This is a genomic window from Gluconacetobacter diazotrophicus PA1 5 (assembly GCF_000021325.1).
Lineage (GTDB): Bacteria > Pseudomonadota > Alphaproteobacteria > Acetobacterales > Acetobacteraceae > Gluconacetobacter > Gluconacetobacter diazotrophicus.
This window is the reverse complement of sequence record NC_011365.1, coordinates 855,996-878,656: the sequence shown is the minus strand read 5'-3', so window position 1 is coordinate 878,656 and position 22,661 is coordinate 855,996. Positions and strand designations below refer to the sequence as shown.

Annotated in this window: 19 protein-coding genes; 11 read left to right on the top strand and 8 right to left on the bottom strand. The window is 66.2% G+C overall.

Annotated features, from left to right (window positions below):
* Positions 1–145 precede the first annotated feature (145 nt).
* On the top strand, positions 146–1,057 hold the full coding sequence (locus tag GDIA_RS18320; RefSeq protein ID WP_012226547.1) for an AraC family transcriptional regulator: 912 nt from the start codon (positions 146–148) through the stop codon (positions 1,055–1,057).
* Here GDIA_RS18320 and GDIA_RS03790 read toward each other — a convergent pair.
* The 4 genes from GDIA_RS03790 to GDIA_RS03775 form a co-directional block, all read right to left on the bottom strand.
* Positions 954–2,276 carry an MFS transporter gene (locus GDIA_RS03790; RefSeq protein ID WP_012553335.1) on the bottom strand — a complete coding sequence of 441 codons (1,323 nt, stop codon included), beginning with the start codon at positions 2,274–2,276 and terminating at the stop codon, positions 954–956. The genes GDIA_RS18320 and GDIA_RS03790 overlap by 104 nt on opposite strands.
* A 108-nt stretch (positions 2,277–2,384) precedes the next feature.
* Entirely contained in the window at positions 2,385–3,539 is a 1,155-nt protein-coding gene (locus tag GDIA_RS03785) for a PepSY-associated TM helix domain-containing protein (RefSeq protein ID WP_012226545.1), read from the bottom strand.
* A 223-nt stretch (positions 3,540–3,762) separates the two neighbouring features.
* Positions 3,763–5,472, bottom strand: a complete 1,710-nt coding sequence (ade, locus tag GDIA_RS03780; protein WP_043458670.1) for an adenine deaminase — start codon at positions 5,470–5,472, stop codon at positions 3,763–3,765.
* A gap of 7 nt (positions 5,473–5,479) precedes the next feature.
* Positions 5,480–6,805, bottom strand: a complete 1,326-nt coding sequence (locus GDIA_RS03775) for an MFS transporter (protein WP_012226543.1) — start codon at positions 6,803–6,805, stop codon at positions 5,480–5,482.
* A 228-nt stretch (positions 6,806–7,033) separates the two neighbouring features.
* Here GDIA_RS03775 and GDIA_RS03770 point away from each other — a divergent pair, with 228 nt between their 5' ends.
* Positions 7,034–7,366: a hypothetical protein gene (locus GDIA_RS03770; RefSeq protein ID WP_012226542.1), complete on the top strand. Its 333-nt coding sequence runs from the start codon at positions 7,034–7,036 to the stop codon at positions 7,364–7,366.
* Between the two features lie 3 nt (positions 7,367–7,369).
* Here the strand turns inward: GDIA_RS03770 and GDIA_RS03765 are convergent, their stop codons facing one another.
* Positions 7,370–8,254: a dimethylarginine dimethylaminohydrolase family protein gene (locus GDIA_RS03765; RefSeq protein ID WP_012226541.1), complete on the bottom strand. Its 885-nt coding sequence runs from the start codon at positions 8,252–8,254 to the stop codon at positions 7,370–7,372.
* A 189-nt stretch (positions 8,255–8,443) separates the two neighbouring features.
* Between GDIA_RS03765 and GDIA_RS03760 the strand changes: the two genes are divergently transcribed.
* Complete coding sequence (locus GDIA_RS03760) at positions 8,444–9,442, top strand: NAD-dependent epimerase/dehydratase family protein (protein ID WP_012226540.1); 999 nt, start codon at positions 8,444–8,446, stop codon at positions 9,440–9,442.
* A gap of 4 nt (positions 9,443–9,446) precedes the next feature.
* Here the strand turns inward: GDIA_RS03760 and GDIA_RS03755 are convergent, their stop codons facing one another.
* Together GDIA_RS03755 and GDIA_RS03750 are read right to left on the bottom strand one after the other, a co-directional pair.
* Positions 9,447–11,612 carry a TonB-dependent receptor gene (locus GDIA_RS03755; RefSeq protein WP_012553333.1) on the bottom strand — a complete coding sequence of 722 codons (2,166 nt, stop codon included), beginning with the start codon at positions 11,610–11,612 and terminating at the stop codon, positions 9,447–9,449.
* 141 nt (positions 11,613–11,753) lie between these two features.
* The gene (locus GDIA_RS03750; RefSeq protein WP_012226529.1) at positions 11,754–12,206 is read right to left on the bottom strand and encodes a DUF2946 family protein; all 453 of its coding nucleotides are present in this window, start codon (positions 12,204–12,206) and stop codon (positions 11,754–11,756) included.
* A 95-nt stretch (positions 12,207–12,301) separates the two neighbouring features.
* Between GDIA_RS03750 and GDIA_RS18065 the strand changes: the two genes are divergently transcribed.
* The 8 genes from GDIA_RS18065 to GDIA_RS03710 all read left to right on the top strand — a co-directional run bounded on the left by GDIA_RS18065 (position 12,302) and on the right by GDIA_RS03710 (position 21,085).
* Positions 12,302–13,069 carry an energy transducer TonB gene (locus tag GDIA_RS18065; protein WP_081434697.1) on the top strand — a complete coding sequence of 256 codons (768 nt, stop codon included), beginning with the start codon at positions 12,302–12,304 and terminating at the stop codon, positions 13,067–13,069.
* A gap of 24 nt (positions 13,070–13,093) precedes the next feature.
* A complete protein-coding gene (locus tag GDIA_RS03740; RefSeq protein WP_012553331.1) occupies positions 13,094–13,831 on the top strand; it encodes an NUDIX domain-containing protein in 738 nt (245 codons plus the stop codon).
* Between the two features lie 41 nt (positions 13,832–13,872).
* Positions 13,873–14,139: a DUF3311 domain-containing protein gene (locus tag GDIA_RS03735; protein WP_012553330.1), complete on the top strand. Its 267-nt coding sequence runs from the start codon at positions 13,873–13,875 to the stop codon at positions 14,137–14,139.
* A 6-nt stretch (positions 14,140–14,145) separates the two neighbouring features.
* Entirely contained in the window at positions 14,146–15,528 is a 1,383-nt protein-coding gene (locus GDIA_RS03730; RefSeq protein ID WP_012553329.1) for a sodium:solute symporter family protein, read from the top strand.
* 282 nt (positions 15,529–15,810) lie between these two features.
* Positions 15,811–17,190: a UbiA family prenyltransferase gene (locus tag GDIA_RS03725; RefSeq protein WP_244455094.1), complete on the top strand. Its 1,380-nt coding sequence runs from the start codon at positions 15,811–15,813 to the stop codon at positions 17,188–17,190.
* 1 nt (position 17,191) lies between these two features.
* Complete coding sequence (locus tag GDIA_RS03720) at positions 17,192–18,916, top strand: hypothetical protein (protein WP_012226522.1); 1,725 nt, start codon at positions 17,192–17,194, stop codon at positions 18,914–18,916.
* Between the two features lie 37 nt (positions 18,917–18,953).
* Positions 18,954–20,708 (top strand): hypothetical protein, encoded by a 1,755-nt coding sequence (locus GDIA_RS03715; protein WP_012553327.1) that lies wholly within the window; start codon positions 18,954–18,956, stop codon positions 20,706–20,708.
* Entirely contained in the window at positions 20,705–21,085 is a 381-nt protein-coding gene (locus tag GDIA_RS03710; protein WP_012553326.1) for a DMT family transporter, read from the top strand. The genes GDIA_RS03715 and GDIA_RS03710 overlap by 4 nt, the downstream gene beginning before the upstream one ends.
* Positions 21,086–21,146: 61 nt before the next feature.
* Here GDIA_RS03710 and GDIA_RS03705 read toward each other — a convergent pair whose 3' ends face one another.
* Complete coding sequence (locus GDIA_RS03705) at positions 21,147–22,622, bottom strand: glycosyltransferase family 87 protein (RefSeq protein WP_043458668.1); 1,476 nt, start codon at positions 22,620–22,622, stop codon at positions 21,147–21,149.
* Between the last annotated feature and the right edge of the window lie 39 nt (positions 22,623–22,661).

The following is a 22,661-nucleotide window of genomic DNA, read 5'->3' as shown; positions in this document are numbered from 1 at the left end:
GGATATCCTTGGCGAACATGCCATGCCGCTCCCGCCGGCTGAATGCGGAATGCTGTCTGGTTCTTGCACGATCCTGCCGAAGATCCGGCCCCATGGCTTGCCAGATGCCGGTCCAGCGGCCACATCGGTGGGCGGAGGGAACGGCATGCGGCAATCGATCGAGGCATTGCGCCACCATATTGACAGGCATTGCAAGGCGGGTCGCGTCGAAACCGTGGTGCCCGGCCTGTCGCTGATGCGCGCCGACGCGCCGACGCTGCCGGTCAGTTGCGTGTACCAGCCCACGCTTTGCCTGATCGTGCAGGGCAGCAAGCAGGTGGTGTTGGGCGATCGGATCTTCGCCTATGACGCGCGGAACTACCTGATCGCCACGGTGGACCTGCCGGTGACGGGCGGCGTCACGCAGGCGACGCCCGATTATCCCTATCTGGCGCTGAGCCTGGCGCTGGACCCGTCGCGGATTGCCGCCCTGCTGCTGGACGTGCCCGCCGTGCTGGCCGAAACCAGGCCGGCGGCGGGCCTGGCCGTCAGCACGGTGACCGACACGCTGCTCGACCCCGTGGCGCGGCTGGTCGGGTTGCTGGACCGGCCGGAGGACATCCCGGTGCTGGCGCCCCTGTTCGAGCAGGAGATCCTCTACCGGCTGCTGCAGGGCGACCAGGGCGGGATACTGCGACAGGTTGCCCGCGCCGACAGCTATCTGTCCCATGTCCGCCGGGCGGTCGCCTGGATACGCGATCATTACGCCGAGCCGTTCAGTATCGGTGACCTGGCGGCCCAAACGGGCATGAGTGCTTCGTCCTTCCACCGTCATTTCAAGGCGGTGACGATGATGAGCCCCCTGCAATACCGCACGCGCATCCGCCTGCAGGAGGCACGGCGCATGTTGCTGGCCGACGGGCAGGACGCCGCCGGCATCGGCTTCGTGGTGGGCTATGACAGCCCGTCGCAATTCAGCCGGGAATATCGCCGGATGTTCGGCGTTCCACCCGCGCGTGACGCCGCGCGCCTGCGCCGGACGGACGGCGAGGCACGCGGCCTGGCCTATCCGCCCTGATTCCGCCGGTCGCGCGGGGCAGGCGGCGCAGCCGGAGGGCAGCCCCCAGCGCCCCGGCCAGCAGGATCAGGGTGAAGGCGGCGACCCCGTTCCACCCCAGGCCCGACCACCACCAGCCGCCGACCGATCCCGCGATGCTGGACCCCAGGTAATAGGCCAGCAGGTAGAGCGACGTCGCATGGCCCCTGTCGGCCAGCGCCAGCCGCCCGACCCAGCCGCTGGCCACCGCATGGGTGGTGAAGAAGCCGACCGTCAGCAGCACGATCCCCGCGACGATGGCCGGCAGCGCGCCAGCCAGGGTCAGCAGGATGCCGGCGGCCATGATCGCGATTCCGGCCGTCATGACCCGGCCGCGCCCCATGCGGTCGGACAGTCCCCCCGCGATGGACGAGGACGCGATGCCGAACACATAGACCGAAAACAGCAGCCCCAGCCTGGTCTGGTCCAGGTCGTAGGGCGGTGCCATCAGGCGATAGCCGGCATAGTTGAAGATGGTGACGAAGGTGCCCATCACCGCGAAGCCGACCCCGTACAGCGCCGGCAGCGCCGGGTCATGCAGGTGCCGCCCCCACGCATCGAAATGATGCCGCGCGCCCAGGCCGTGCCGCCGGGTGAAATTGCGCGAGGGCGGCAGCAGCGCCAGGAAGCCCAGCGCCGCGATCAGGCCGGCCGCCCCGACGATCGCCATGGCCGGGCGCCAGGACAGGGCGTCGGTCAGGATGCCCGTGCCCACGCGTCCGATCATGCCGCCGAAGGCGGTGCCGGAGACGTACAACCCCATGGCCAGTCCCAGTTCCCGGGGATGGATTTCCTCGGCCAGATAGGTCATCGCCACCGCCGGCACCCCGCCCAGGGCGAAGCCTTCCGCCATGCGGGCCAGCAGCAGCAACGGCCAGGTGGGCGCCCAGGCCGCCGCGATGTTCAGCAGGGCCGAGACGACCATCGACATGGCCATCAGTTCCCGGCGCCCCGCCCGTTCGGACAGGGCGGCGGCCACCAGGATGGCAATGGCCAGCGCCCCGGTCGACAGCGACAGGGACAGCGAACTGGCGGCGGCCCCGATGCCGAACTGGCGGGACAGCACCGGCAGCAGTGGCTGCACGCAATAGAGCAGCGAAAACGTGGCGAACCCCGCCAGGAACAGCGCCATGCCCGCGCGGCGATAGGCCGGGCTGGCGCGGGTGATGAAAGTGCCGGCCTTCGCAGGGGCGACAGGCATGGTCCGGTCCGAAAATATCTGATGGAATTCCAGTATCTTCGGTATGTCATCGTGGCGGATGGCGGAATTCAACTTCACGCGATCCCGCCAGCCGCGCCCTTTTTCCCCTTACTGGTATTCCTCGGATGGCGGGGCGGCGGCGATGGGCTGCCGGTCGCGGACCTGTCGGGCGGGACGGCGCAGCACCCACATCGCGGCGCCCGATATGCAGAAGAAGGCCAGGGCCAGGCCGGTGACGAATATGGCGGCCCGCCACAGCGGGGCGAACCATGACGACGGGGCCAGCTTCGCCTCGTGCAGCGTATGCATCCACTGGAAGAACACCTCGCCCGTCTTCTGCGCGCCCGGGTCGCGTACCATCACCAGACTGTCGCTGGCGGCATCCAGGCGCAGCGTCGCCGGGCGATTGGGGCCATAGGCGGGAAGGGCGACCTGCACCTGCTGGGCGTCCGGCGTGCGGCCAAGCGTCACGTCCATCGGCACCGCGTCGGGCAAGGTGGCCCGCAGGCGGTCCAGCATATGGTCAAGTCCGGCCTCGCCCGGCACCCCGCCGCCGGAACCCGGCATCTGGCCCCCGCCATGGGCGTGGTGCGCGGCGGCCGGGGCCGGACGATGCACACCCAGAACGGTACGGGCGAAGGGCAGGGCGAGGATCGTCCCGCTGCTGGCCAGGAACGCCAGCATCAGGGCGGTCCAGAATCCGAAACTCTGATGGGTCTCGCGCCAGAAGCGATAGCCGCGCGCGCGCCGCGAGATCGTGATGGTCCTGCGCCATTTGCCCGACAGCCAGAGGTCCGGACGCGGCCACCACAGGATGATGCCCGTGATGGCCATGCCCAGCAGCAGCAGCCCCATGATGCCGGTGGCTGTCTCGCCGTACGGGACGAGAAACAGGTCGGCGTGCAGCCGGTGCAGGAAGAAGAATGACGCGGGGATGGTGTGCGTGCCGGTGATCGTGGCGGTGGCGGGATCGACCATCACCTGGAAGGCTGGATGACGCTCGCCCGGCGGTCCGAAGCTGACGCACGTGCTGTCACCCGCCCAGCGCGGCGGCGAGACGCGCAGGGGGATGGTACCCGCCGGCGCCGCCGGGCGCGCGGCGGCGATCTGTGCCTCCATGGGGCGGGGGATGCCCGTGGCGTGGGTCTGCGGGCGTCCGGATGTCAGCAGCGGGATCAGGATCAGAAGCGTGCCGGTTATCCCCTGCAGTGCCAGGGGCAGAGCCAGGATCAGTCCGATCCATCGATGTATTTTGCGAAGCACGCCCGTTTAACCCTGATAGTAAGAATTATTCGCATACATTACCGAATCGCGGATGACAAGGGACGATCGCCCGGCGAAACGACCGGTGTCGAGCGGTCTACGATATGATATTTCTCAGGATGGTGTCGTTGTATTTCCGAAGACGACAAACTGTGATGAAGAGCCCGGGGCGGAATCTGCAACAGGTTGAACTATTCCACGATGCCGCCGCCGGGGCGGTGGATCAGCCGATCACCCGCATTTGCCCGACATCGACCAGTCCGTGATCGGTGATCTTCAGATGCGGCACGACCGGCAGCGGCAGGAAGGCCAGTTGCAGGAACGGTTCTTCCAGCGTCACGCCCATGGCGCGGGTTGCCGCGCGCAGGGTCTCCAACTGGTCGCGCACGGTCTCGAACGGTGCATCGCTCATCAGCCCGGCGATCGGCAGGGGCAGTTCCGCGCGCACCTGCCCGTCCTGGACGATCACGAAGCCGCCGCCGATTTCGGCCAGGCGATTGACCGCGACGGCCATGTCGCCGTCATCGGCGCCGACGACGCAGATATTATGGGCATCGTGCCCGACCGAGGACGCCAGCGCCCCGCGCCGCAATCCGAAGCCCCGGACGAAGCCCCGGCCGATATTCCCGTTCAGCCCATGCCGCGCCACCACGGCAACCTTGGCCACGTCCCGGTCGCAATCGGCTTCGACCCTGCCGTGCCGCGCCGACAGGTCCAGGGTCAGGAAATCGGTGATGATCTGGCCCGGGATGATGCCCATGACCGGGTGACCGGTCCCGGACCCCGAAACCGTGAAATCCTCCGCCGTGACCGGGCGCCGCAGGATCACGCTGTCGCGCCCCGGCGCCGGAATCGTCCGGCGCTGCTCCAGGGCCGGACCGATCGGCCGGCCGCCGGCCAGAACGTCCGAGACCTGGCAGGTTTCCAGGTCGTCCAGGAACACGATGTCGGCGCGCCGGCCCGGGGCCAGCATGCCGCGATCGGCCAGCCCGAAGGCGCGCGCCGCCGTCAGGCTGGCGGCGCGATAGGCCGCCAGCGGCGGAACGCCGCGCGCGATCGCGCTGCGGATCAGGAAATCGATATGCCCCTCATGCGCGATTTCCAGCGGATTGCGGTCGTCGGTACAGAAGGCCAGGAAGGGCGACGTCTCGACCGTCAGCAGCGGGGCCAGCGCCGCCAGATCCTTGCAGACCGATCCCTCGCGGATCAGCACGGTCATGCCCTTGCGGATCTTTTCCAGCGCCTCGTCGGCGCGGGTGGCTTCGTGGTCGGTGGAAATACCGGCCGCCAGGTAGCCGTTCAGCGCGCGGCCGCGCATCAGCGGCGCATGCCCGTCGATATGCCGGCCCGAGAATGCCGCCAGCTTGGCCAGGCAATCCGGATCGCCGGCCAGTACGCCGGGCATGTTCATGAATTCCGCCAGTCCGATGACCTTGGGGTGGTCCATCAGGGGCGTCAGGTCATCGGCGCCCAGGTTCGCGCCCGAGGTCTCGACCGAGGAGGACGGCACGCAACTGGACAGGTTGACCCGCAGGTCCATGACCATGCGCGTCGCGGCATCCAGGAAATAGCGCAATGCGTCGGTGCCCAGCACGTTGGCCATTTCGTGCGGGTCGCAGATCGCGGTCGTTACCCCGTGCGGCAGCACGCAGCGTTCGAATTCGAATGGCGTGACCAGCGACGATTCGACATGCAGGTGGGTGTCGATGAAACCGGGAACGACGACGCGCCCGTTCCCCTCGATCACGTTCGGTCCCTGGTAGCGGTCCAGCATGCCGACGATGGTATCGCCGCAGATCGCGATGTCGGTCGGGATCAGGTCGCCGGTGACCAGGTCGAACAGGCGGACGTCGCGGACCACCAGGTCAGGCGGTTCCTGTCCACTTCCCTGGCGGATGCGGCGGGCGATGATGTCGGGCGATGTCCTGCTCATGGTATTTTTATGCATGGAAGGGGGATTCCCGTCCATGGCACGTCCGCGTCAGGTCCCGTTTCGCGCCGGGCATGGCCCACAGCGCGGCACCCCCTGCCAGCGCCGTCCCGATCACATACAGCGCGGGCGCCTGCGGGTCATGCCCCACCAGGGCCGACACGCAGGCCGGGGTCAGCCCGCCGAAGACGGCGTATGACAGGTTGTAGGAAAAGGACAGCCCGGAAAACCGCACGGCAGCGGGAAAGGCCCGCACCATCGCGATCGGCACGAGGCTGACGTATCCCGCGCCGATACCCGCCAGCGCGGCCAGCGGCAGGAACCAGCCGGGATGGGCGGGGGCCAGCGCATACAGCCCCCATGCCCCCGCGATCAGCAGCCCGACCACCGGGGGGATCATTCCGCGCAGGCCCCACCGGTCGGTGGCCGCGCCGATCACGACCGAAGCGACGGTGACGGACAAGGTCGCGACCAGGCTGGCATCCATGGTGCGGGCGGGGGAAAAACCGTACAGCGTCTGCAGCAGCGACGGCATCATCAGCAGCAGCACGACGATCGCGGCCGTCAGCGTCCAGGTGCCGATGATGGACAGGATGACCGCCCGGCGGCAGGTGCGCAGCACCGCGACCAGCGGCGTCTGCCGCGCCAGCGCATCCCGCGCGTGCATCTCGGTAAAGACCGGCGTTTCCTCCAGCCAGCGGCGCAGTTTCATGGCGATCAGGCCGAAGATGCCGCCCAGGATGAAGGGCAGGCGCCATCCCCATGCGACGATCGCGGCGGGCGGCAGGGCCAGGTTCAGGCCCAGCGCCACCAGCGAGCCGATCAGCATCCCGGCCGTCAGTCCGCCGGTCAGCAGCCCGCAGGCCAGTCCGGTGCGTCCGGCGCTGGCATGTTCGGCCACGAAGACCCAGCCGCCCGGCGCCTCGCCGCCGATCGCGGCCCCCTGTGCCATGCGCAGCAGCAGCAGGGCCAGCGGGGCGCCGATGCCCAGCGTGCCGAAACCGGGCAGAAGCCCCATCAGCAGGGTGGGGGCCGCCATCAGCAGGACGCTGAAGGCGAACATTTTCTTGCGCCCGTGCCTGTCGCCGAAATGCGCCATGACCACCCCGCCCAGCGGCCGGGCCAGGTATCCTGCCCCGAACAGGCCGAACGTCTCGGTCTGGCGCAGCCAGTCGGGCTGGATCGCGGGGAAGAAATGCTGGGCGATGATTTTCGCGAAATAGGCGAAGATCACGAAATCATAGAATTCCAGCGCCCCGCCCAGCGCGGCGAGGGCCAGGGTGCGCAATTCCCCCCAGGTCAGGCTGCCCGTTTGCGGGGGAGGGAATTCAGGCATGGCGGGCGCGATCCGGGCTTGGGAAAGGGTCGGGCGGGCAGAACGGCCCGCCTTGCGCCTGCCTTGTCAAGGAGAAAGGGCAGGGCTGTCCGGAATCCTGGTTGCGCCGACTATGACAAAAGATAAAGAATGGGTTGCATCAGAAGGCGGATGCAACTGAAAATGGGACCGGGCCCGAAGCCGGCCCGATCGGCGCGCATAATAAAAACAAGAACGCGAGCAGAACATATGGGTGAGACAGGTCTGACCCGGTCCGAGGAGCGGTTTATTCGCTGGTCCTTCGGAACCTATTCCGGGCACAATCCATCGTTGTCGGACGGGATTATCCTGCCGATCTGGAAAAGCGGGCCCTGCTGCGGGCGCCCCCGTATCCCGGCCTCGATCCGCGGCCTGGTGGCGCGTGGGCTGTTGCAGGTGTCGGAGGACGAACCGCCGCCGCGGGCCTATTTCACGCCCACGGGGATACGGGCGGTACGGCGCATGTTCATCAAGCCCCGCTTCGACACCGGGCAGTACATTCATCTGTGGCGCGAAGTGGAAAGCCGCGTCGAGATGGAATAGCCCTCAGCCGCGCAGGAGCGACCGGCGGCGCAGCGGCATCGTCATGCAATGGATGCTGCCGCCCCCCTGGGAAAACTGGTCCAGTTCCGGGTCCAGCACCGTCAGGCCTTCCGCGCGGAGCATCGCGTTGACGCGGGTGGAATGGCGCGGGCTGACCACCCGTCCGTCGCCCAGCGCCAGCACGTTGCAGGCCATGTCGCGCATCGCTTCCTTGTACGTGACGGGCAGCAGGCGGATGCCCTGGTCGCGGAACCAGTCCAGGTCCGCGTCGGCCAGGGCGTCGGGTGCCACCAGGGCCAGGTTTTCCGCGACCATCGTAAACACCACGTCCAGATGCAGGAAATGGTCCGAGAACCGGATCATCCGCGTCTGCCATCCGGCCTCGTCGAACCAGCCGGTGAATTCGCGGGCGCCCGCCGTGTCGGTGCGCGTGCCGGTGACGCCCACCGCCAGCAGGCCGGGGCGGATGACATGGATGTCGCCGCCTTCGACATGACCCCCGGCGGTGCCCTTCCCGGCGGTCTTCCAGATCTCGCCCGCGCCGTAGAAGGCTTCGATCTGCGCCTTCTCGTCCTTGCGCTCGTGGCGGAACAGGCTGGTGACGACGGTGCCGAAGGGGGTCGTCTGCGAACTGTCGCGGGTATAGACCTGATAAGGCAGGCCGGGTTGCGGCGTCAGGAAATGGCAGGTCACGCCGGCGCTGCGCAGGCAGTCGACCATTTCGTCGAACTGCTTCTGTACGGCGTGATGCTCGGGCTTCAGGCCATTTTCCAGGCTCAGGACCGCGATGTCGTTGCTGGGAATCCAGTCGTAATAGGTCGGCGGGCACAGCAGGACGTCGTCCAGGTGTCCGGTTTCGCTATCGATGAACCAGCGGTTGGCCGTCATGTCCCGTATCCTCGTCCCAAAGCCCGATCCTGTCCGCTACCATAAGGGAGCGGGGCGGCCTATCCGATAGCGGACCCCGCAAGTGAAGTTTGCGATCCGTTCAATCATCCGGACGCTCGCCCGTGTCGGGCGGGGCTTCTCATCGGCCGTCGCGCTCTATATGGGCTGAAACCGGACGGGGAGGTTCTGTTGCGTATTCTCATGACCGGCACGGCGGGATTCATCGGTTTCCATGTGGCATGCCGGCTGCTGGATGACGGGCATGAGGTCACGGGCATCGACGGGATCACCGCCTATTACGACGTGGCGCTGAAGCGCGAGCGTCACGACCGCCTTGCCATGCGGCCCGGTTTCACCCGCCACGAATTCATGCTGGAGGATGCGGTCCGGCTGGCGGAAACCTGCCGCGAGGCGCGCCCGGACATCGTCATTCACCTCGCCGCCCAAGCCGGGGTGCGGTACAGCCTGGAAAATCCCGGCGCCTATATCAGCGCCAACATCGTGGGCACCCATAACCTGCTGGAAGCGATCAAGACGCTGGGCGTGCGGCATTTCGTCCTGGCCTCGACCTCGTCGGTCTACGGGGCCAGCGCCGAGAGCCCGTTTACCGAGGACCAGGCCTGCAATCACCCGCTCAGCCTCTACGGCGCGACCAAGAAGGCGTGCGAGGAGATCGGTCATTCCCATGCCCACCTGTACGGGCTGCCGATCACCGCCTGCCGGTTCTTCACCGTCTACGGCCCATGGGGGCGGCCGGACATGGCGCTGTTCCGCTTCACCAGCAACATCCTCGGCGGCCGCCCGATCGACGTCTACAATAACGCGCAGATGGAACGGGACTTCACCTATATCGACGACGTGGTCGAGGCGCTCTGCCGCCTGCTGCCGCACGCGCCGGCGGTGACGACCCCCACCCGGCGGGGCGTCAGCCCGGTCGCACCGTTCCGCGTGGTGAATGTCGGCCATGGCCAGCCCGTCGCCCTGGGCGATTTCATCGGCGCCATCGAACGGGCGACGGGGCGGACGGCCATCCGTCACAACCTGCCGATGCAGCCCGGCGACGTGCCCCGGACCTGGGCCGACTGCACGATCCTGGAACATCTGACCGGCTATCGTCCCGCCACCGCGCTGCAGGACGGGATCGACGCCTTCGTCGCCTGGTACCGCGACTGGTACGACGCCGCCTGACGATTCAGAACGACCCGGTCAGGCTGACATTGAACGACCGGCCCATGCCCTTCAGCGGGCCGAGAACGCCCGTCGCGTCGTAGTCGCCCAGCGACAATCCCCCAAGCGGCAGATAATATTTCTGGTTCATGACATTATCGATGCCGGCGTTGAGCGCCAGGTAGCGCCAGCGATAGCTTCCCCCCAGGCCCAGCAGCGCATAGCCCGGCGTGCGCGGCTCGTTGCGCAGCCGGTCGACGGTGTCCTTCGATTTCACGAACGTCATCTCGACGCGGCCGGTCCAGTTTCCGACCGTCTCGTGCACACCGACCATGCCGTTGGCCGGCATCTGGTGGTACAGGCCGGAACGGGTCACCAGATCCTGCCCGCGCACCCAGTCGACGGTGCCGACCAGGTCGCCCTGGCCATACCGGACCGTGTTCCACAGACGGTACGAGCCGGAGGCATTGATGCCGTAGCTCTGGGCGTCATGGTTGACGAATTCCAGCCGCGACGTGCCGTTGCTGTACTGCGCCAGGCGCACGACGTTCACATAGTGATGCGTGTAGGTGTAGTAGGGCTGGATCTTCAGGTCCCATGCCTGTCCGTGCGGGTCGTGCCAGTCGATCGTGATGCTGGCGGTATTGGCGATTTCGGGCGTCAGGTTCGGGTTGCCGACATAGCCGTTGCCGTCGCCGAACCAGCCGATCATCTTCGTTGCCATGGCGCCCCGGCCCCACGCATAGCGTTCATAGAGGTTGGGCGAGCGCGTCTTGCGGGCATAGCCGCCTTCGATCGTCAGGCTGTCCAGCGCCTGCCAGCGCGTCAGGGCCGTGACGTCGAAATTGACGTCGGTACGGCCCCTGTCCATCGCGTTGAACGCCCGGGCGGCCGTGGCGTCCGCCGCCGCCATCATGCCGGTCCAGGAATAGGGCGAGACCGGTCCGGTATTCATCATGACGAGGTCGTTGCGGAACCCGAGCAGGGTGGACAGGCGGGGCGTCCAGCGTGCTTCCCATTCCGCGTAGTGCCCCAGCCGGTCGCGGTGGCCGTTATTGACGTTATGGAACGTTCCCGGTCCCATCATCATGCTGCCCTGCAACGGCGGCCACCAGTCGTTCAGCCCGTCATGATCGAACGAACTGCCGAGCCGGAGCGTGTCGCGCGGCCCCAGCGGGATGGTCGCCTTGAGCGTATAGCCCGCCATCCGGGAATCGGTGTTCATGGGCATGCCGGTGGTGGGGGAATGGCCCCCCTTGTCGCCCAGCATGTCCATGACGTGATCGACCCGTTGCCAGTAGCCCCGGACCTCAAGGTCGCCCCAGTCGAAACTGCCGTCGTACTTGCCGTTCACGTAGGTCGACCGGTTGTTGGTCATGTCCATGTACTGGTTGGGAAAGCCCTCGTAGGGGGTATCCTGCTGGCCTGCCGTCAGGGCCAGCAGATGGTTGCCCTTGTGCATGCCCAGGGTCACGGCATGGTTGAAGGTCAGGTAATCGGTCGAGCGCACCACGCCCCCGTCGCCGCCCGCGTGATAATCGCCGGCATGGGCGTAGGAAGCCGTGTAGCGCAGGCTGAACGTGTCGTCCGCCAGCGTGACGGTGCCCGACGCCCCGGACCCGCCGCCATTGCTGCGGTAATTGCCGGTGACATGGCCGGTGACCAGGACCTGGCCCTTCCGGGCGAATTGGGGGTCGCGCCGCTCGACATCGACCGTGCCGGCGGTACTGTCGCCGCCCAGGCTGACCGGCGTGATCCCGGCGATCGCGGTCGCGGTCTGCACGCTGTCCGGGTCGATATAGGACATGGCGGGGTTCATGTGATTGGGGCACCCCGCGCTGATCCGCACTCCGTCGACGACGGTCGCCACCCGGTCGTCCGCCATGCCGTTCAGCACCGGAAGCGACGAGATCCCGCCGGCCGAATAGGCGCTGAAGCCGGGCGTGTCGTGGAACAGGGCGACGGCGTCGGGGCTGCCGAGTTGCGCGGCCGCGCGGTCGCTGGCGCCGGGCGAGGAGGCGGAAAGCGGACTGTCCGCCAGCGATGGAAGATCCGTGGCCTCGATCGAGAGCGAAGGCAGGGTAACTACCGGATCGCCGGCGCGGGCCGGGGCGGCATGGGCGCAGAAGGCGACGATGCAGCCGCAGAGTGCCGCCTCGGCAGGCGAGGGGGCTGCGGGAAAACGTGACATGGATGGGCTGTCCTGAACTGACGGGATGTCAGCCGGCGGCGTCATGCCCGCCTGTCCGCATGGGCCACGCGGCATGGTGCGGGCACCAGGGCGCGGGCGTGGTCTGGGCATTCGGGTGGCGTGGGCCGTCGGCGCTACGGGTCAGGCAGCGGCAGGGGGCCCCCGTGACGGCGGTAGTCCGCAGCCGCGCACGGGCGGGGCCCGTGGCTGGGCGGGGCGGCTGCGCGGCCGTGCCCACACCATTGGCGGCAACGGCAGGAACGCCAGCGTCGTCAGCGTCACGACCGGCAGATGCAGCAGCGGGCAGAGCGGGCACGAATCGCCGTGGTCCGGAGCGGCAGGGTGATGGCCGTCGGGTGTCACCTGCGGCGCCCCGTCCATCCGCATGCCTGCCATGCCGTCGTCATGGGGGCGCGCCGGCATCGTGCACGCGATATCGATGCCCGTCAGGCGTTCGATCGTGGCGCGCGGCATCTCGTCGGGCAGTGCGCGGCTCTGGATCAGCAACTGGCTCAGCAGGCCGATCAGGGTCAGCGCGACGATCAGCCAGCGGCCGCAAATCGGCCGTGTCGCAGGAAGGGCGGCGCGCGTCATGGAGCGGACGGATATGCCTCTTTACGGATCGCCGCTCTTGTCGCCCCCGGCGGCGGTGGTTGTCAAATTGCCGTGTTCGGCCTTTTCTGGCGACCATGAGTGACGGAGCCGACACCGTGATGCGCGCGGCCGCTGTCCCGGACCGGGGGCGGCGCGACCGCCTGATGCGCCAGGCCGCGCCCGCGTCGCGCGGCCTGGTCCCGGCGGTGATGGTCGCGGCGCTGCTGCTCCATGGCCTTTTCGGGCTGGTCGTCTTCCCGTGGGGGCGGCCGATTCCGGTGCCGTCCATGGCGCGCGTGGTGGAAATGTATTTCCTGCCCCCCGTCGCCGCGCCAAAGCCGCCCCCACCCACACCGGCGGCCACGCCGCCGGAGCCGCCGCCGCCCGGGCCCCGGCCCGACACCCCGCCTTCGCGGCCCGTGATGCCGGCGGACCGGGATGCCGACCGGATCGTACCCCGTCCCAGAGCGATGCCGTCCCACGCGCCGCGCGTGGCGAGGCAGCAGGCGACCGTACCGGTCCCCGCCCCGGCAAAGCCCGCCCCGCTTTCCCCGCCGGAGCCGGCTGCTGCCCCCGTGAAGCCGGTGGCCCCGGCACCCCCGGCGGCACCGGTCTGCGACCGGCCGGCCGGCCGGTACCCGCCCATGGCGCGGCGACTGCATGAAGAAGGGGAGGCCGAACTGTCGTTGCAGCTCGGCCCCGACGGGGCCGTCGCCCATGCTGAACTGGCGCGCAGTACCGGCTATGACGATCTGGACGAAGCGGCCCTGGCGGCCGGCCGGACGGTGCATTGCACCGTTCTGTCGGGGCGCATGCCGGCGTCGGCGCGTATCACGGTCATGTTTCACCTGAAAATGACCTGAATCGATTTTGGAGGGGCAGACGGTATGGACACGGTGGACATGGACGGGATTCCGGTCACCTTCGCTGTTTCGGTCCCGCCGGATCGCCATGCCGACGTCCGTGCCGCGCCGCATTTCCGGCGCTGGCTGCTGCAGGCCGCGTCGCGGTTCGACCTGCGCGCCGTGGCGGTGCGGGACGTCGTCTTCTTCGGACACAGGGTGGGCTTCATTCTGGTGGAGGCCGACGCCTGGCATGCCGGGCGGCAGGTCCCGGGCGCGGCCCTGCTGCGGGGGGATTCGGTGTCGGTGCTGGTGGTGCTGCATTGTCCCGGCCATCCCCCGCGGACCATCCTGACGTGCGAGCCGCGCCTGCCGGTGGCCTGCCCCGACCTGCTGGCGCTGCCGGCCGGCATGCTGGACGGCGGCCAGCTTGTCAGCACCGCCCTGCGCGAACTGGCCGAGGAAGTCGGCACCGACCTGACCGTGCGGGCCGACATGCTGGTCGAACTGACCACCGTCTGGCTGTCGCCCGGCGGATGCGACGAGGCGATCACGCTCTACGCCGTCGATCTGGATATCGACGCGCAGGCCATGCGGGCGCTGGACGGGCGACGGACCGGCAATGCCTGCGAGCATGAAACGATCCATCTGCGGATCATCGACCTGGATGCGATCCCCGGGATCGGCCGCACCGACGCGAAGACCCTGCTGTCCTATCACCTGTACCGGAACCTGAAGGACCGGAGCCCGGGCCCGGCGGATATGGTTTCCAAAACGGAATAAACCGGCTTGACCGCGACCGGGCGGGTACGGATCATGCCGTGATGATCGATGATCCGCCCGCGGATGCCGCACCCGTCATCCTGCCGAACGGACCGTCGCCCGTGCTGCCGCGATGGCGGCTGGCCGTCGGGATCGGTATCCCGTTCTGCGCCGTGGATCTGGCTCTGCCGTGGCTGGACCGGGTGCGGGGCACGATCCTGGGCTTCCCGGTCGTGACGGCCTGGCTGTTCGCGTGGTTCGTCCTGACCTCCGCCTGCCTGGGCACGGTATGGGTCCTGCATGACCGCCATCTCGGCGATGACGACTGACATCCCATGTCAAGTGTGACGTTCTGCCTCGTGATCCTGCTGTCGCTGGGGATCGCGCTTTATTCCCGGCGAGGGCACCATCACCAGGGAACGCGGGATTTCTTCGTCGCCTCGGGGCAGTTCGGCGGTGCGCTGCTGTTCTTCCTGGCGGTGGGCGAGACGTACAGCATCGGCACCGTGCTGGGCTTTCCCGCCGGCACGGTCAGCCACGGCACGGCGTTCGTACTCTGGTTCCTCAGCTACATCGTGCTGGCCTTTCCGGTGGGGTATTTCCTCAATCCCAGGATCTGGCAGGCCGGACAGGCCTGCAATGCCCTGACCCTGGCGGACCTGTTCCGCCACCATGTCGGCAGCCGGGCGGTCGAAATCGCCATGGCGCTGAATGCCATCCTGTTCCTGTTGCCGTTCGGCGACATGCAGTTCGTCGGCCTGCTGACGGTGCTGCAGGGCTTCGGCTGGCAGGTGCCCAGCATCCTGCTGACGACGCTGGCGGCGGTGATGGCGTTCTTCTGGGTCGCGCTGTCGGGGATACGCGCCCCGGCCTATGTCTCGATCCTGAAGGATGTGCTGATGATCGTCGCGGTGGTGGCGGTCGGCGGCGCGGCCCTGCTGGCCATGGGCCACCTGCCGGACCCGCACCAGGCCGGGCGGGCGGTCGGGCAGGACATCGCGGATATCCGTCCCACCGGGCGGGACGAGGCCTTCGCCATGTCCACCGTCATCCTGCAGTCGATCGGCTTCTGCGTCGCGCCGCAGACGGTGGCGTTCCTGTTCACCGGGCGCTCGCGGCGGATCGTCCGGCGCAACCAGGTCCTGATGCCGCTCTATATGCTGATGTTCCCGTTCCTGTACCTGGTCGCCGAGTATGCGCGCCGGTCGGGCATGGCGCTGCCCACGCCGAACGATGCGTTCATGACCGTGTCGCTGGCGCTGCTGCCCGGCTGGATGGACGGGCTGGTGGCCGCGGCCTGCACCCTGTCGGCGCTGGTGGTCCTGGCCGGAATGTGCCTGGCGATCGGTTCGCTGGTATCGCACAACCTGCTGCATGGCCTGTCGGATCGCCAGCAGCGCTACGGCGCGCAGGTCGTGATCGCGCTCTATCTGCTGTTTTCGGTCGTCAGCGCGGCACACGCGTCCGGCGTCCTGGTCAAGCTGAACACCATGTATTATTTTGGCGTGACGCAGGCGGCGCCCGGCCTGTTCGCTATCCTGCTTGCCCGGCCGGTCAGACCGGCGGCGCTGGTCGCCGGATTGCTGGCCGGGGACGGGCTTTCGGTCGGACTGTATCTGGGCGGTGTCGATCTGGGCGGGATCAATCCCGGACTTGTGGGGCTGGTGGCCAACGCCGCCATCCTGTGGGCCGGCAGTTACATGCCGCGGCGCCGCTGACACGCCGGCATCGTGGCGGAATTCCGTCGCGGGCGGGAAACTTTCATCGCCGGAAGATGTTGCTTTCGCGGTCGCATCAATGATCCGCGTGCCGAATGATGGCGACCCGTCGGGTTCGGCGAATACAAGTTCATAAAAGTATAGAAATTTAAATAACGTCTAATATTATTTTCCGAATTTTTACGCATAAATTTAATATATATATTGGGGCGAGAGATGGATTCCTCATTATTGCTGGATCATGACACCCAATATCCATTGGTCGTGGATCTGGATGGCACATTGATCGCCTCGGATCTGCTGATCGAATCGTTTTTCGCCTGTATCGGTCAGGAATTCGCCAGCCTTCCGCATCTGTGTTCCTCCCTGGCCAAGGGGAAGGCGCACCTGAAGCATGCGCTGGCCTCGCGGGTCGAAATCGATGCCATGACGCTACCCTACCAGGACGCGGTTCTGGACCTGATCGACCAGGCGCGGGCCCAGGGGCGGCCGATCTTCCTGGCCACGGCTTCGAACGAACGCTACGCGCGGGCCGTGACCCAGCATCTGGGCGGGTTCGATGGAATATTCGCCAGCGACACGCACAACAACCTGTCGGGCGCGAACAAGGCCCGCGTCCTCGTCGAAGCCTTCGGAGAAAAAGGCTTCGATTATGTCGGCAATCATCGTGACGACCTGGAAATCTGGCGCCACGCGCGGCGATGTCACGCGATCGGGCTGGATGGCGGGTCGCGGCGCAAGCTGCACGCATCGGGCCCAGACCGCGTCGAAATCCTGGACAAGCCGCCCCAGTCGCTGAAGACATGGGCGCGCGCCCTGCGTGTCCATCAATATGCGAAAAACGTCCTGGTCTTTCTGCCGGCCCTGGCCGCCCATGCGTTCAGCCTGACGGTCCTGCTGCAAAGCTGCGCCGCCTTCCTGGCCTTCTGCGCCTCGGCATCGGCCATCTATCTGGTGAACGACCTGGTGGATCTGCGTGACGACCGGTCGCATCCCACCAAGAAAAGGCGCCCGCTGGCCAGCGGCAGGGTGTCGATCCACGCGGCGCTGGCCGCGATCCCGATACTGGGACTGTGCGCCATCGCGCTCTGCCTGTTCCTGCCATTGATCTTCAGCGTCACGCTGTTCGGCTACGTCGTGCTGACGACGGGCTATTCCTTCTGGCTGAAGCGCAAGAAACTGGGGGACGTGGTGGGGCTTGCGCTGCTGTACACGGCCCGGCTGGTCGGGGGCGCGGCGGCGACGGGGATCGTCCTGTCGGAATGGATCCTGGCATTTTCGCTGTTCGTGTTCACGTCCCTGGCCCTTATCAAGCGCTATACGGAATTGCTGACCCGGCTGGATGCGAACCTGCCGGATTCCAGCAGCCGGGACTACAAGAAGGACGACCTGGTGGTACTGGCGTCCCTGGCGGCGGCGTCCGGGACCAACGCGGTGACGGTCTTTTCGCTGTATATCGCATCGGATTCGGTCAAGGCGACGTACCGGCACCCCGATATGCTGTGGCTGCTGTCACCGATCCTGCTCTTCCTGCTGGGCCGGGTGCTGATCGTCGCCCATCGGCGGCACATGCATGACGACCCGGTCATCTGGGCGTTGCGCGACCGCACGAGCTGCGTTGCCGTCGCATGCTCGATCATGATCTTCCTGGCGGCGTCGTGACATGACGATTTCTCTGCCGATGCATCATGAGGCGGCCCTGGAGACGCACAGGGCGTCGGACTGGCGCGTCACGCTCGGGATCGTCCTCTGGGGGACCCTGCTGTCCCTGATCTCGTCCCAATATGCCGGCGGGCAGGTGAACAATTTCTACCACCTTCCCATTCTGGCGGGGCTTTACAATGAACCCCAGTTCGCGGACGACCTGTTCATTCAAAGCCTGCGCTTCTACTCCTCCGGTTTCTGGCAAATTCTGTCCGGGACCATCAACGGCCCCCAGGTCTTCGGAATCCTGTTCTTTTTCCTGATCCTGTCACGCATGCTTCTGTTCGCGGGCATGCTGGCCTGGGCCAGCCTGCTGGGTTTCGACAGCGTCAGGGAACGGATCGTGTTCACGACGCTCGTCGCGTTCGCGTCGATCCTTCAGGGCTATGCCGAAGCAGGGGCGGGGGGGCTTCTGATCGACAGTTTCACGCAATCGGAGGTCGCGAACGCGACGACGCTGATCGCGCTGGCCTGGGCGGCACGGCGGCGGATCGGTGCCGCGTTCGCCATCAACGGCGTGACGTTTTTCCTCAATGCCTTTGTGGCCGTCTGGACCGCCGTTCCCCTGGCCTTCATCCTCTGGCGCCAATGGCGGCGGAAGGACTGGACCCTGCGGACGCTTGGGATTCAGGCGGCGCCCGGCCTGGCGTGTTTCGTCGTCCTGGCCGTCCCGGTCGTTCGCAACATGCTGGCCAATCCCTATGTCACGGTCACGCCGCCCTTCGATTACATCGCCTTCCTGGAAGCGTTCTTCCCCTATCATTTCCTGGTCTGGGACATCTCCATCCGGGACAAGGTTATCTTCCCCGCAATGTTCTGCAGCGGAATGCTCGCCGCCATGATGCTGCGCCGACCCAATGCCTTTCTGACGACCGCCCTGTGGGGGGCGATCGCGGTCTGGGTGACGGGTGCCGTCCTGCCCTTCGCAACGCATTCCCGCATGCTGCTGAACCTGCACCTCCTGCGGTCGGGTACCACCGTGTACATGCTCGCGGCGATTGCCGTCGCCGCGCTGACGACCCGGTGGGTGTTCTCGCGCAATACCATGGACCGCACCCTGTGGGCGCCGGCCCTCATGCTGGCGTCCTGCACCCTCAAGATCCTGGCGCCGTTCATGCTGCTGGTTCTGCTGCTGCGGCGCCGGCCGTGGCGCTTCCTGTCCAATCCGCGGCTTTCCGTCATGGCACCGGTTCTGCTGCTGATGACGATCCTGTTCTGCGGGGTGCGCATCTACCATACCATGGCGTTCGACCACACTTTCCTGGCGAAGCGGGCCGACTGGCAGGCCCTGGGCACCTGGGCGCGGATACAGACGCCGGTGCGCGCGATGTTCCTGATCCCGATCGACCTGCTGCCGGAGGCGAGCCTGCTTCCCAAGGGTGACGCCGGCCAGAACGAACTGGCGATCGGGAACACCGTTTTTTCCTATTTTTCGCATCGTAGAGCCTGGGTGTTCCCGCGTGCCGGTGCGAACGTGCTGTGGGCGCCCGCCTATTACCCGGAATGGCATGACAGGATGGTGGATGTCCGCCGGCTGAAGAGCCTGCCCGACCGTCTGCGCTATGCCGATCGGCACGGCATGTCCTACGTGGTCGATGGCTGCGGCCAATCCGATTCGCCGGTACCGGTCGCCCAATTCAGCCGGCTGTGCGTCTTCGCCGTTCCGCAACATTCCGCAGCATGACGGAAGCCACGTCCCTGGGCGGCTGGAGCGACCTGACATGAACCTGTCCGATACCTTCCCGCCCCTGGAAGCGCCAGCCCCGGCGGCCGTGCGCCCCTGGTCGTTTCCCGACCATGCCAGGCCCGTGCCCGACCGGCGCGCGACGTTCGCCGTCATGTTGGTCGGAACGCTGCTTTCGCTGGCCCTGTCGGGATACGCCGCCGGGGAGGAGAACAATTACTATCAGATGCCGATCCTGGCGGGCCTGTATCACGAGCCGCAATTCGCGACCGACCCGTTCATACAGAGCCTGCGCTTCTACGCATCCGGCTTCTGGCAGATGCTGTCCGGAAGCGCGAACGGGCCCCATGTCTATACGATCCTGTTCGCCTTCCAGATTCTGTCGCGCATGATCCTGGTGTTCAGCATCATGGAATGGGCGACCCTTCTGGAATGCGGATCCGTGATGGAGGTGGCGACATTCACGGCCCTCGTCCTGCTTTCATCGACGATCCGGGGATTTTCCAATGCCGGCGTGGGTGGCCTGCTGATCAGCAGTTTCACGCACTCCGAAATGGCAAACGGCACGATGCTCCTGGCGCTGGTCTGGGCCGGACGGGGACGGATCACCGCTTCGCTGGCCGTGAACGGGGTGACGTTCTTCCTGAATGCGTTCGTCGGTGTCTGGACCCTGGTGCCACTCGTCTTCATCATCTGGTCGCACTGGCGGCACCACGGAGTGGCCGGGCGTACGCTCGCGCGTCAGGCGGCCTGGGGGGTCGGGATCCTTGCGGCGTTCGCCGCTCCGGTTGTCCATAACATCCTGGCCAACCCCTATACGCGGGAGGCACCTTCCTTCGACTATGTCGGCTTCCTGCAGTCGTTCTTCCCGTACCATTTCCTGATCTGGAGCACGAGCCACCGGGAACAGGGCCTGCTTGCGGTCATTTTCTGCTGCGGCCTTGCGACCGCGTCGATGCTGCCGACATCGCGCGCCGCCCTGAAGGCCGCGTTGTGGGGGGCGGCCTCCGTCTGGATCGCGGGTGTGTTTCTTCCGTTCCTCAGCCATTCCCGCCTGCTGCTGAACCTGCATCTGCTGCGCTCGGGCAGCACGGTTCACATGTTGTCGGCCATCGCCGTCGCCGCACTGGCGACCAGGTGGGTCTTTTCCGGCACGGCGTCGGATCGCCTCGTGTGGGCCCCCTTGCTCTTTGTGCTGTCCTGCACGCTCAAGATCTTCATGCCGCTGGTCCTCGTGCTTCTGGTGGTGCGGCGGTGGCGGCCGGCGGTGGCGGTCGGCCTGCGCCGTTACGCGGCGCCGGCGCTCCTGCTGGCCGGGGTCGCCTTCAACGTGGCACTGATCTATCGCGCCGCCGTTTCAAGCCGGGTCGCCGTCCAGAAGCGCGACGACTGGCAGGCCCTGGGCACATGGGCGCGGGCTCATACGGCCGTGGACGCCCTGTTCCTCAACCCGCCCGGGATATCATGGGGAATGGGCATGTCGGCGAAGAACGACGCGTTTCAGGACGGGCTTTCAGAGGGGGCGCCCGTCTTCACCTATTTTTCCCATCGGCAGTCATGGGTCTCGTCCCCCGCGGGGGCGGCGGTGATGTGGGCGCCCGCCTATTACCCCACGTGGCACGCCAGAATCACCGAAGTCCGGGCACTGAAGACCCTGCCGGACCGTCTGGATTACGCGGCCCGGAACGGCATCGCCTATGTCGTCGATGGCTGCGCCCGGACCGACCCGCGACCGCCCCTCGCCCGTTTCGGACGGCTTTGCCTCTTTTCCTCCAGGAGCACCCAATCATGAAATTCGGGACGGTTTCTCTCGTGCTGTTCAGCGTTCTATTGTCGTCCTCGGCCCAGATCCTGCTGAAGATGGGGATGTCCGCCCCGTCGGTGCAGGCCGTGATCGCCACCCGGTCCGACCTGCGACAGGTCTTCGCGGCGGTGGCGCTGAATCCGTCGATCGTGCTGGGATTGCTGGCCTTCGGTTCCAGCGCCGTCGTGTGGCTTCTGGTCCTGGCGCGTATCGACGTCTCCCAGGCCTATCCTTGCGTTGCGCTGGGCATCGTCATGACCGTGGGGGCGGGCATCGTCCTGCTGGGCGAGCAGATCCACCCCACGCGAATCATCGGCCTGCTGGTGATTCTGTCCGGCGTCGTCATCATGGCACGCGCGCAATAGCGCGGCTCCAGATGAGGGGATCGCCCCTCATCTCGATCGCCCCGCGAAGCCGGAGACCCCGTCAGAAGCGCGACAGCGCCATGGTGTCCTCGGTCTTCCGCGTGCTGATACCATCAGGAATACGTGCTGTCGATCGTGCGAGCAGGCCGCTGCGGCACAACGCGATCAGGAAGAGCACCGCACCGATCAGCCATGCCGATGCAAGCGTGCGTGTGGCGAGGAACCCGATGCGGCCTGCCAGGATGGACGGATAGGTCACCGGCATCGAAACGAGTATGATGCTGCACCAGACCAGCCTGTCCGTCAGCGGGCCGCCATGCAACGGCAGCCGGCCTGTGATGTAGGCACTCCACGGCATCAGCAGCAGCAGATAATAATGCGTCCACGATACGGGGCTGGTGATGACGCAGAATGCGATCAACAGCGAAAAATCGAATATATCCGACAGGTCAGCCGCGCTCCGGCCCGTCCGGGCTGCCCGGGATCGCCAGGCCAGGCTCGCGATGGTGGTCAGCGCGAGGATGACGATCGCCAATGCCTTCGACACCAGGGTCATGGAAAACGGCAGGTCATGCAGATACCAGTCGAAGACATATTTCGGCCCTGTCGCAAGCCGCAGCAGGAACGCGTTGATGGACTGATTGTTGAAGGCGCCGATGGTCTGCTGCGTATAGCGGACAATGCACCACTCGTACCATCCGCGCGTGACAGGCCAGCCGAAGACCGCCACGGACGATACGGCCGTCACGGCCACGATCGCCGCGCAGGCCCCGGCGGCGCGCCAGTTTCGCCGATACAGGAAATAGAGGAAGAAGATCGAAATCATCGGCTTGATGGTGGCGGAAAATCCGATCAGCAGGCCAACGGAATACATCCGCTTCTTCTTCAGCAGGCCGAGGCTCAGGATAAGCAGGAGGAATATGAAATGGGTCGTGTTGCCCATGTCGAACATGCTGTACCACAAAGGGCCGTTGCAGATAAAAAGGAAGAACACCAGAATCTTCTTCCTGGTGTTGCACCCTTTCGTCAGGATCAGGAAGGACCCGACCACGGCCAGCAGCCCCAGAATGGAAAAGACGATCGCCGCCCCGGTGGGGCCCATATAGGGGAACGGGGCGAACAGGTAGACGTCGATGGGCCAATTGACGAATTTTCTGTTCATGAGAAACGGAACCAGCGCGCCCCTGCCATGCCTCAGCACGGCATCGGCCGCGTCGTAATAGCAGTCGCGGAAATCGGCCATGAACAGGGGAGGTTTTATAAAATATAGAGGAAACCATATATTGATAAATATCGATAAAATAGCCAACGATATCAGGAGGGAAATTGTCATGCTCCAATTCCCTTTGGTCAGGGATATGCGCAGGTTTTGCATGGTATTCCGTATTCCCTGTATTAAATGGAATTTGTCATATGGTCCGATAGGATAATATATAAAATCACGCGGGCTCGAATTTTTCGGTTTTTGCCGGACCATCGCTCTCGTGCCGTCCGGCGATGGGACGATCAGTCCCACTGATCTCGATCGGTCGAGCATTGCCCGATGATTACGCCGCAGGCACGAGGCGGTTGCACC

Bases quoted from the DNA above. Each gene is read 5' to 3' on its own strand.
- GDIA_RS18320 (WP_012226547.1), top strand. From the start codon at position 146: ATGCGGCAATCGATCGAGGCATTGCGCCACCATATTGACAGGCATTGC.
- GDIA_RS03790 (WP_012553335.1), bottom strand. From the start codon at position 2,276: ATGCCTGTCGCCCCTGCGAAGGCCGGCACTTTCATCACCCGCGCCAGC.
- ade (WP_043458670.1), bottom strand. From the start codon at position 5,472: ATGAGCAGGACATCGCCCGACATCATCGCCCGCCGCATCCGCCAGGGA.
- GDIA_RS03775 (WP_012226543.1), bottom strand. From the start codon at position 6,805: ATGCCTGAATTCCCTCCCCCGCAAACGGGCAGCCTGACCTGGGGGGAA.
- GDIA_RS03770 (WP_012226542.1), top strand. From the start codon at position 7,034: ATGGGTGAGACAGGTCTGACCCGGTCCGAGGAGCGGTTTATTCGCTGG.
- GDIA_RS03765 (WP_012226541.1), bottom strand. From the start codon at position 8,254: ATGACGGCCAACCGCTGGTTCATCGATAGCGAAACCGGACACCTGGAC.
- GDIA_RS03755 (WP_012553333.1), bottom strand. From the start codon at position 11,612: ATGTCACGTTTTCCCGCAGCCCCCTCGCCTGCCGAGGCGGCACTCTGC.
- GDIA_RS03750 (WP_012226529.1), bottom strand. From the start codon at position 12,206: ATGACGCGCGCCGCCCTTCCTGCGACACGGCCGATTTGCGGCCGCTGG.
- GDIA_RS18065 (WP_081434697.1), top strand. From the start codon at position 12,302: ATGAGTGACGGAGCCGACACCGTGATGCGCGCGGCCGCTGTCCCGGAC.
- GDIA_RS03740 (WP_012553331.1), top strand. From the start codon at position 13,094: ATGGACACGGTGGACATGGACGGGATTCCGGTCACCTTCGCTGTTTCG.
- GDIA_RS03735 (WP_012553330.1), top strand. From the start codon at position 13,873: ATGATCGATGATCCGCCCGCGGATGCCGCACCCGTCATCCTGCCGAAC.
- GDIA_RS03730 (WP_012553329.1), top strand. From the start codon at position 14,146: ATGTCAAGTGTGACGTTCTGCCTCGTGATCCTGCTGTCGCTGGGGATC.
- GDIA_RS03720 (WP_012226522.1), top strand. From the start codon at position 17,192: ATGACGATTTCTCTGCCGATGCATCATGAGGCGGCCCTGGAGACGCAC.
- GDIA_RS03715 (WP_012553327.1), top strand. From the start codon at position 18,954: ATGAACCTGTCCGATACCTTCCCGCCCCTGGAAGCGCCAGCCCCGGCG.
- GDIA_RS03710 (WP_012553326.1), top strand. From the start codon at position 20,705: ATGAAATTCGGGACGGTTTCTCTCGTGCTGTTCAGCGTTCTATTGTCG.
- GDIA_RS03705 (WP_043458668.1), bottom strand. From the start codon at position 22,622: ATGCTCGACCGATCGAGATCAGTGGGACTGATCGTCCCATCGCCGGAC.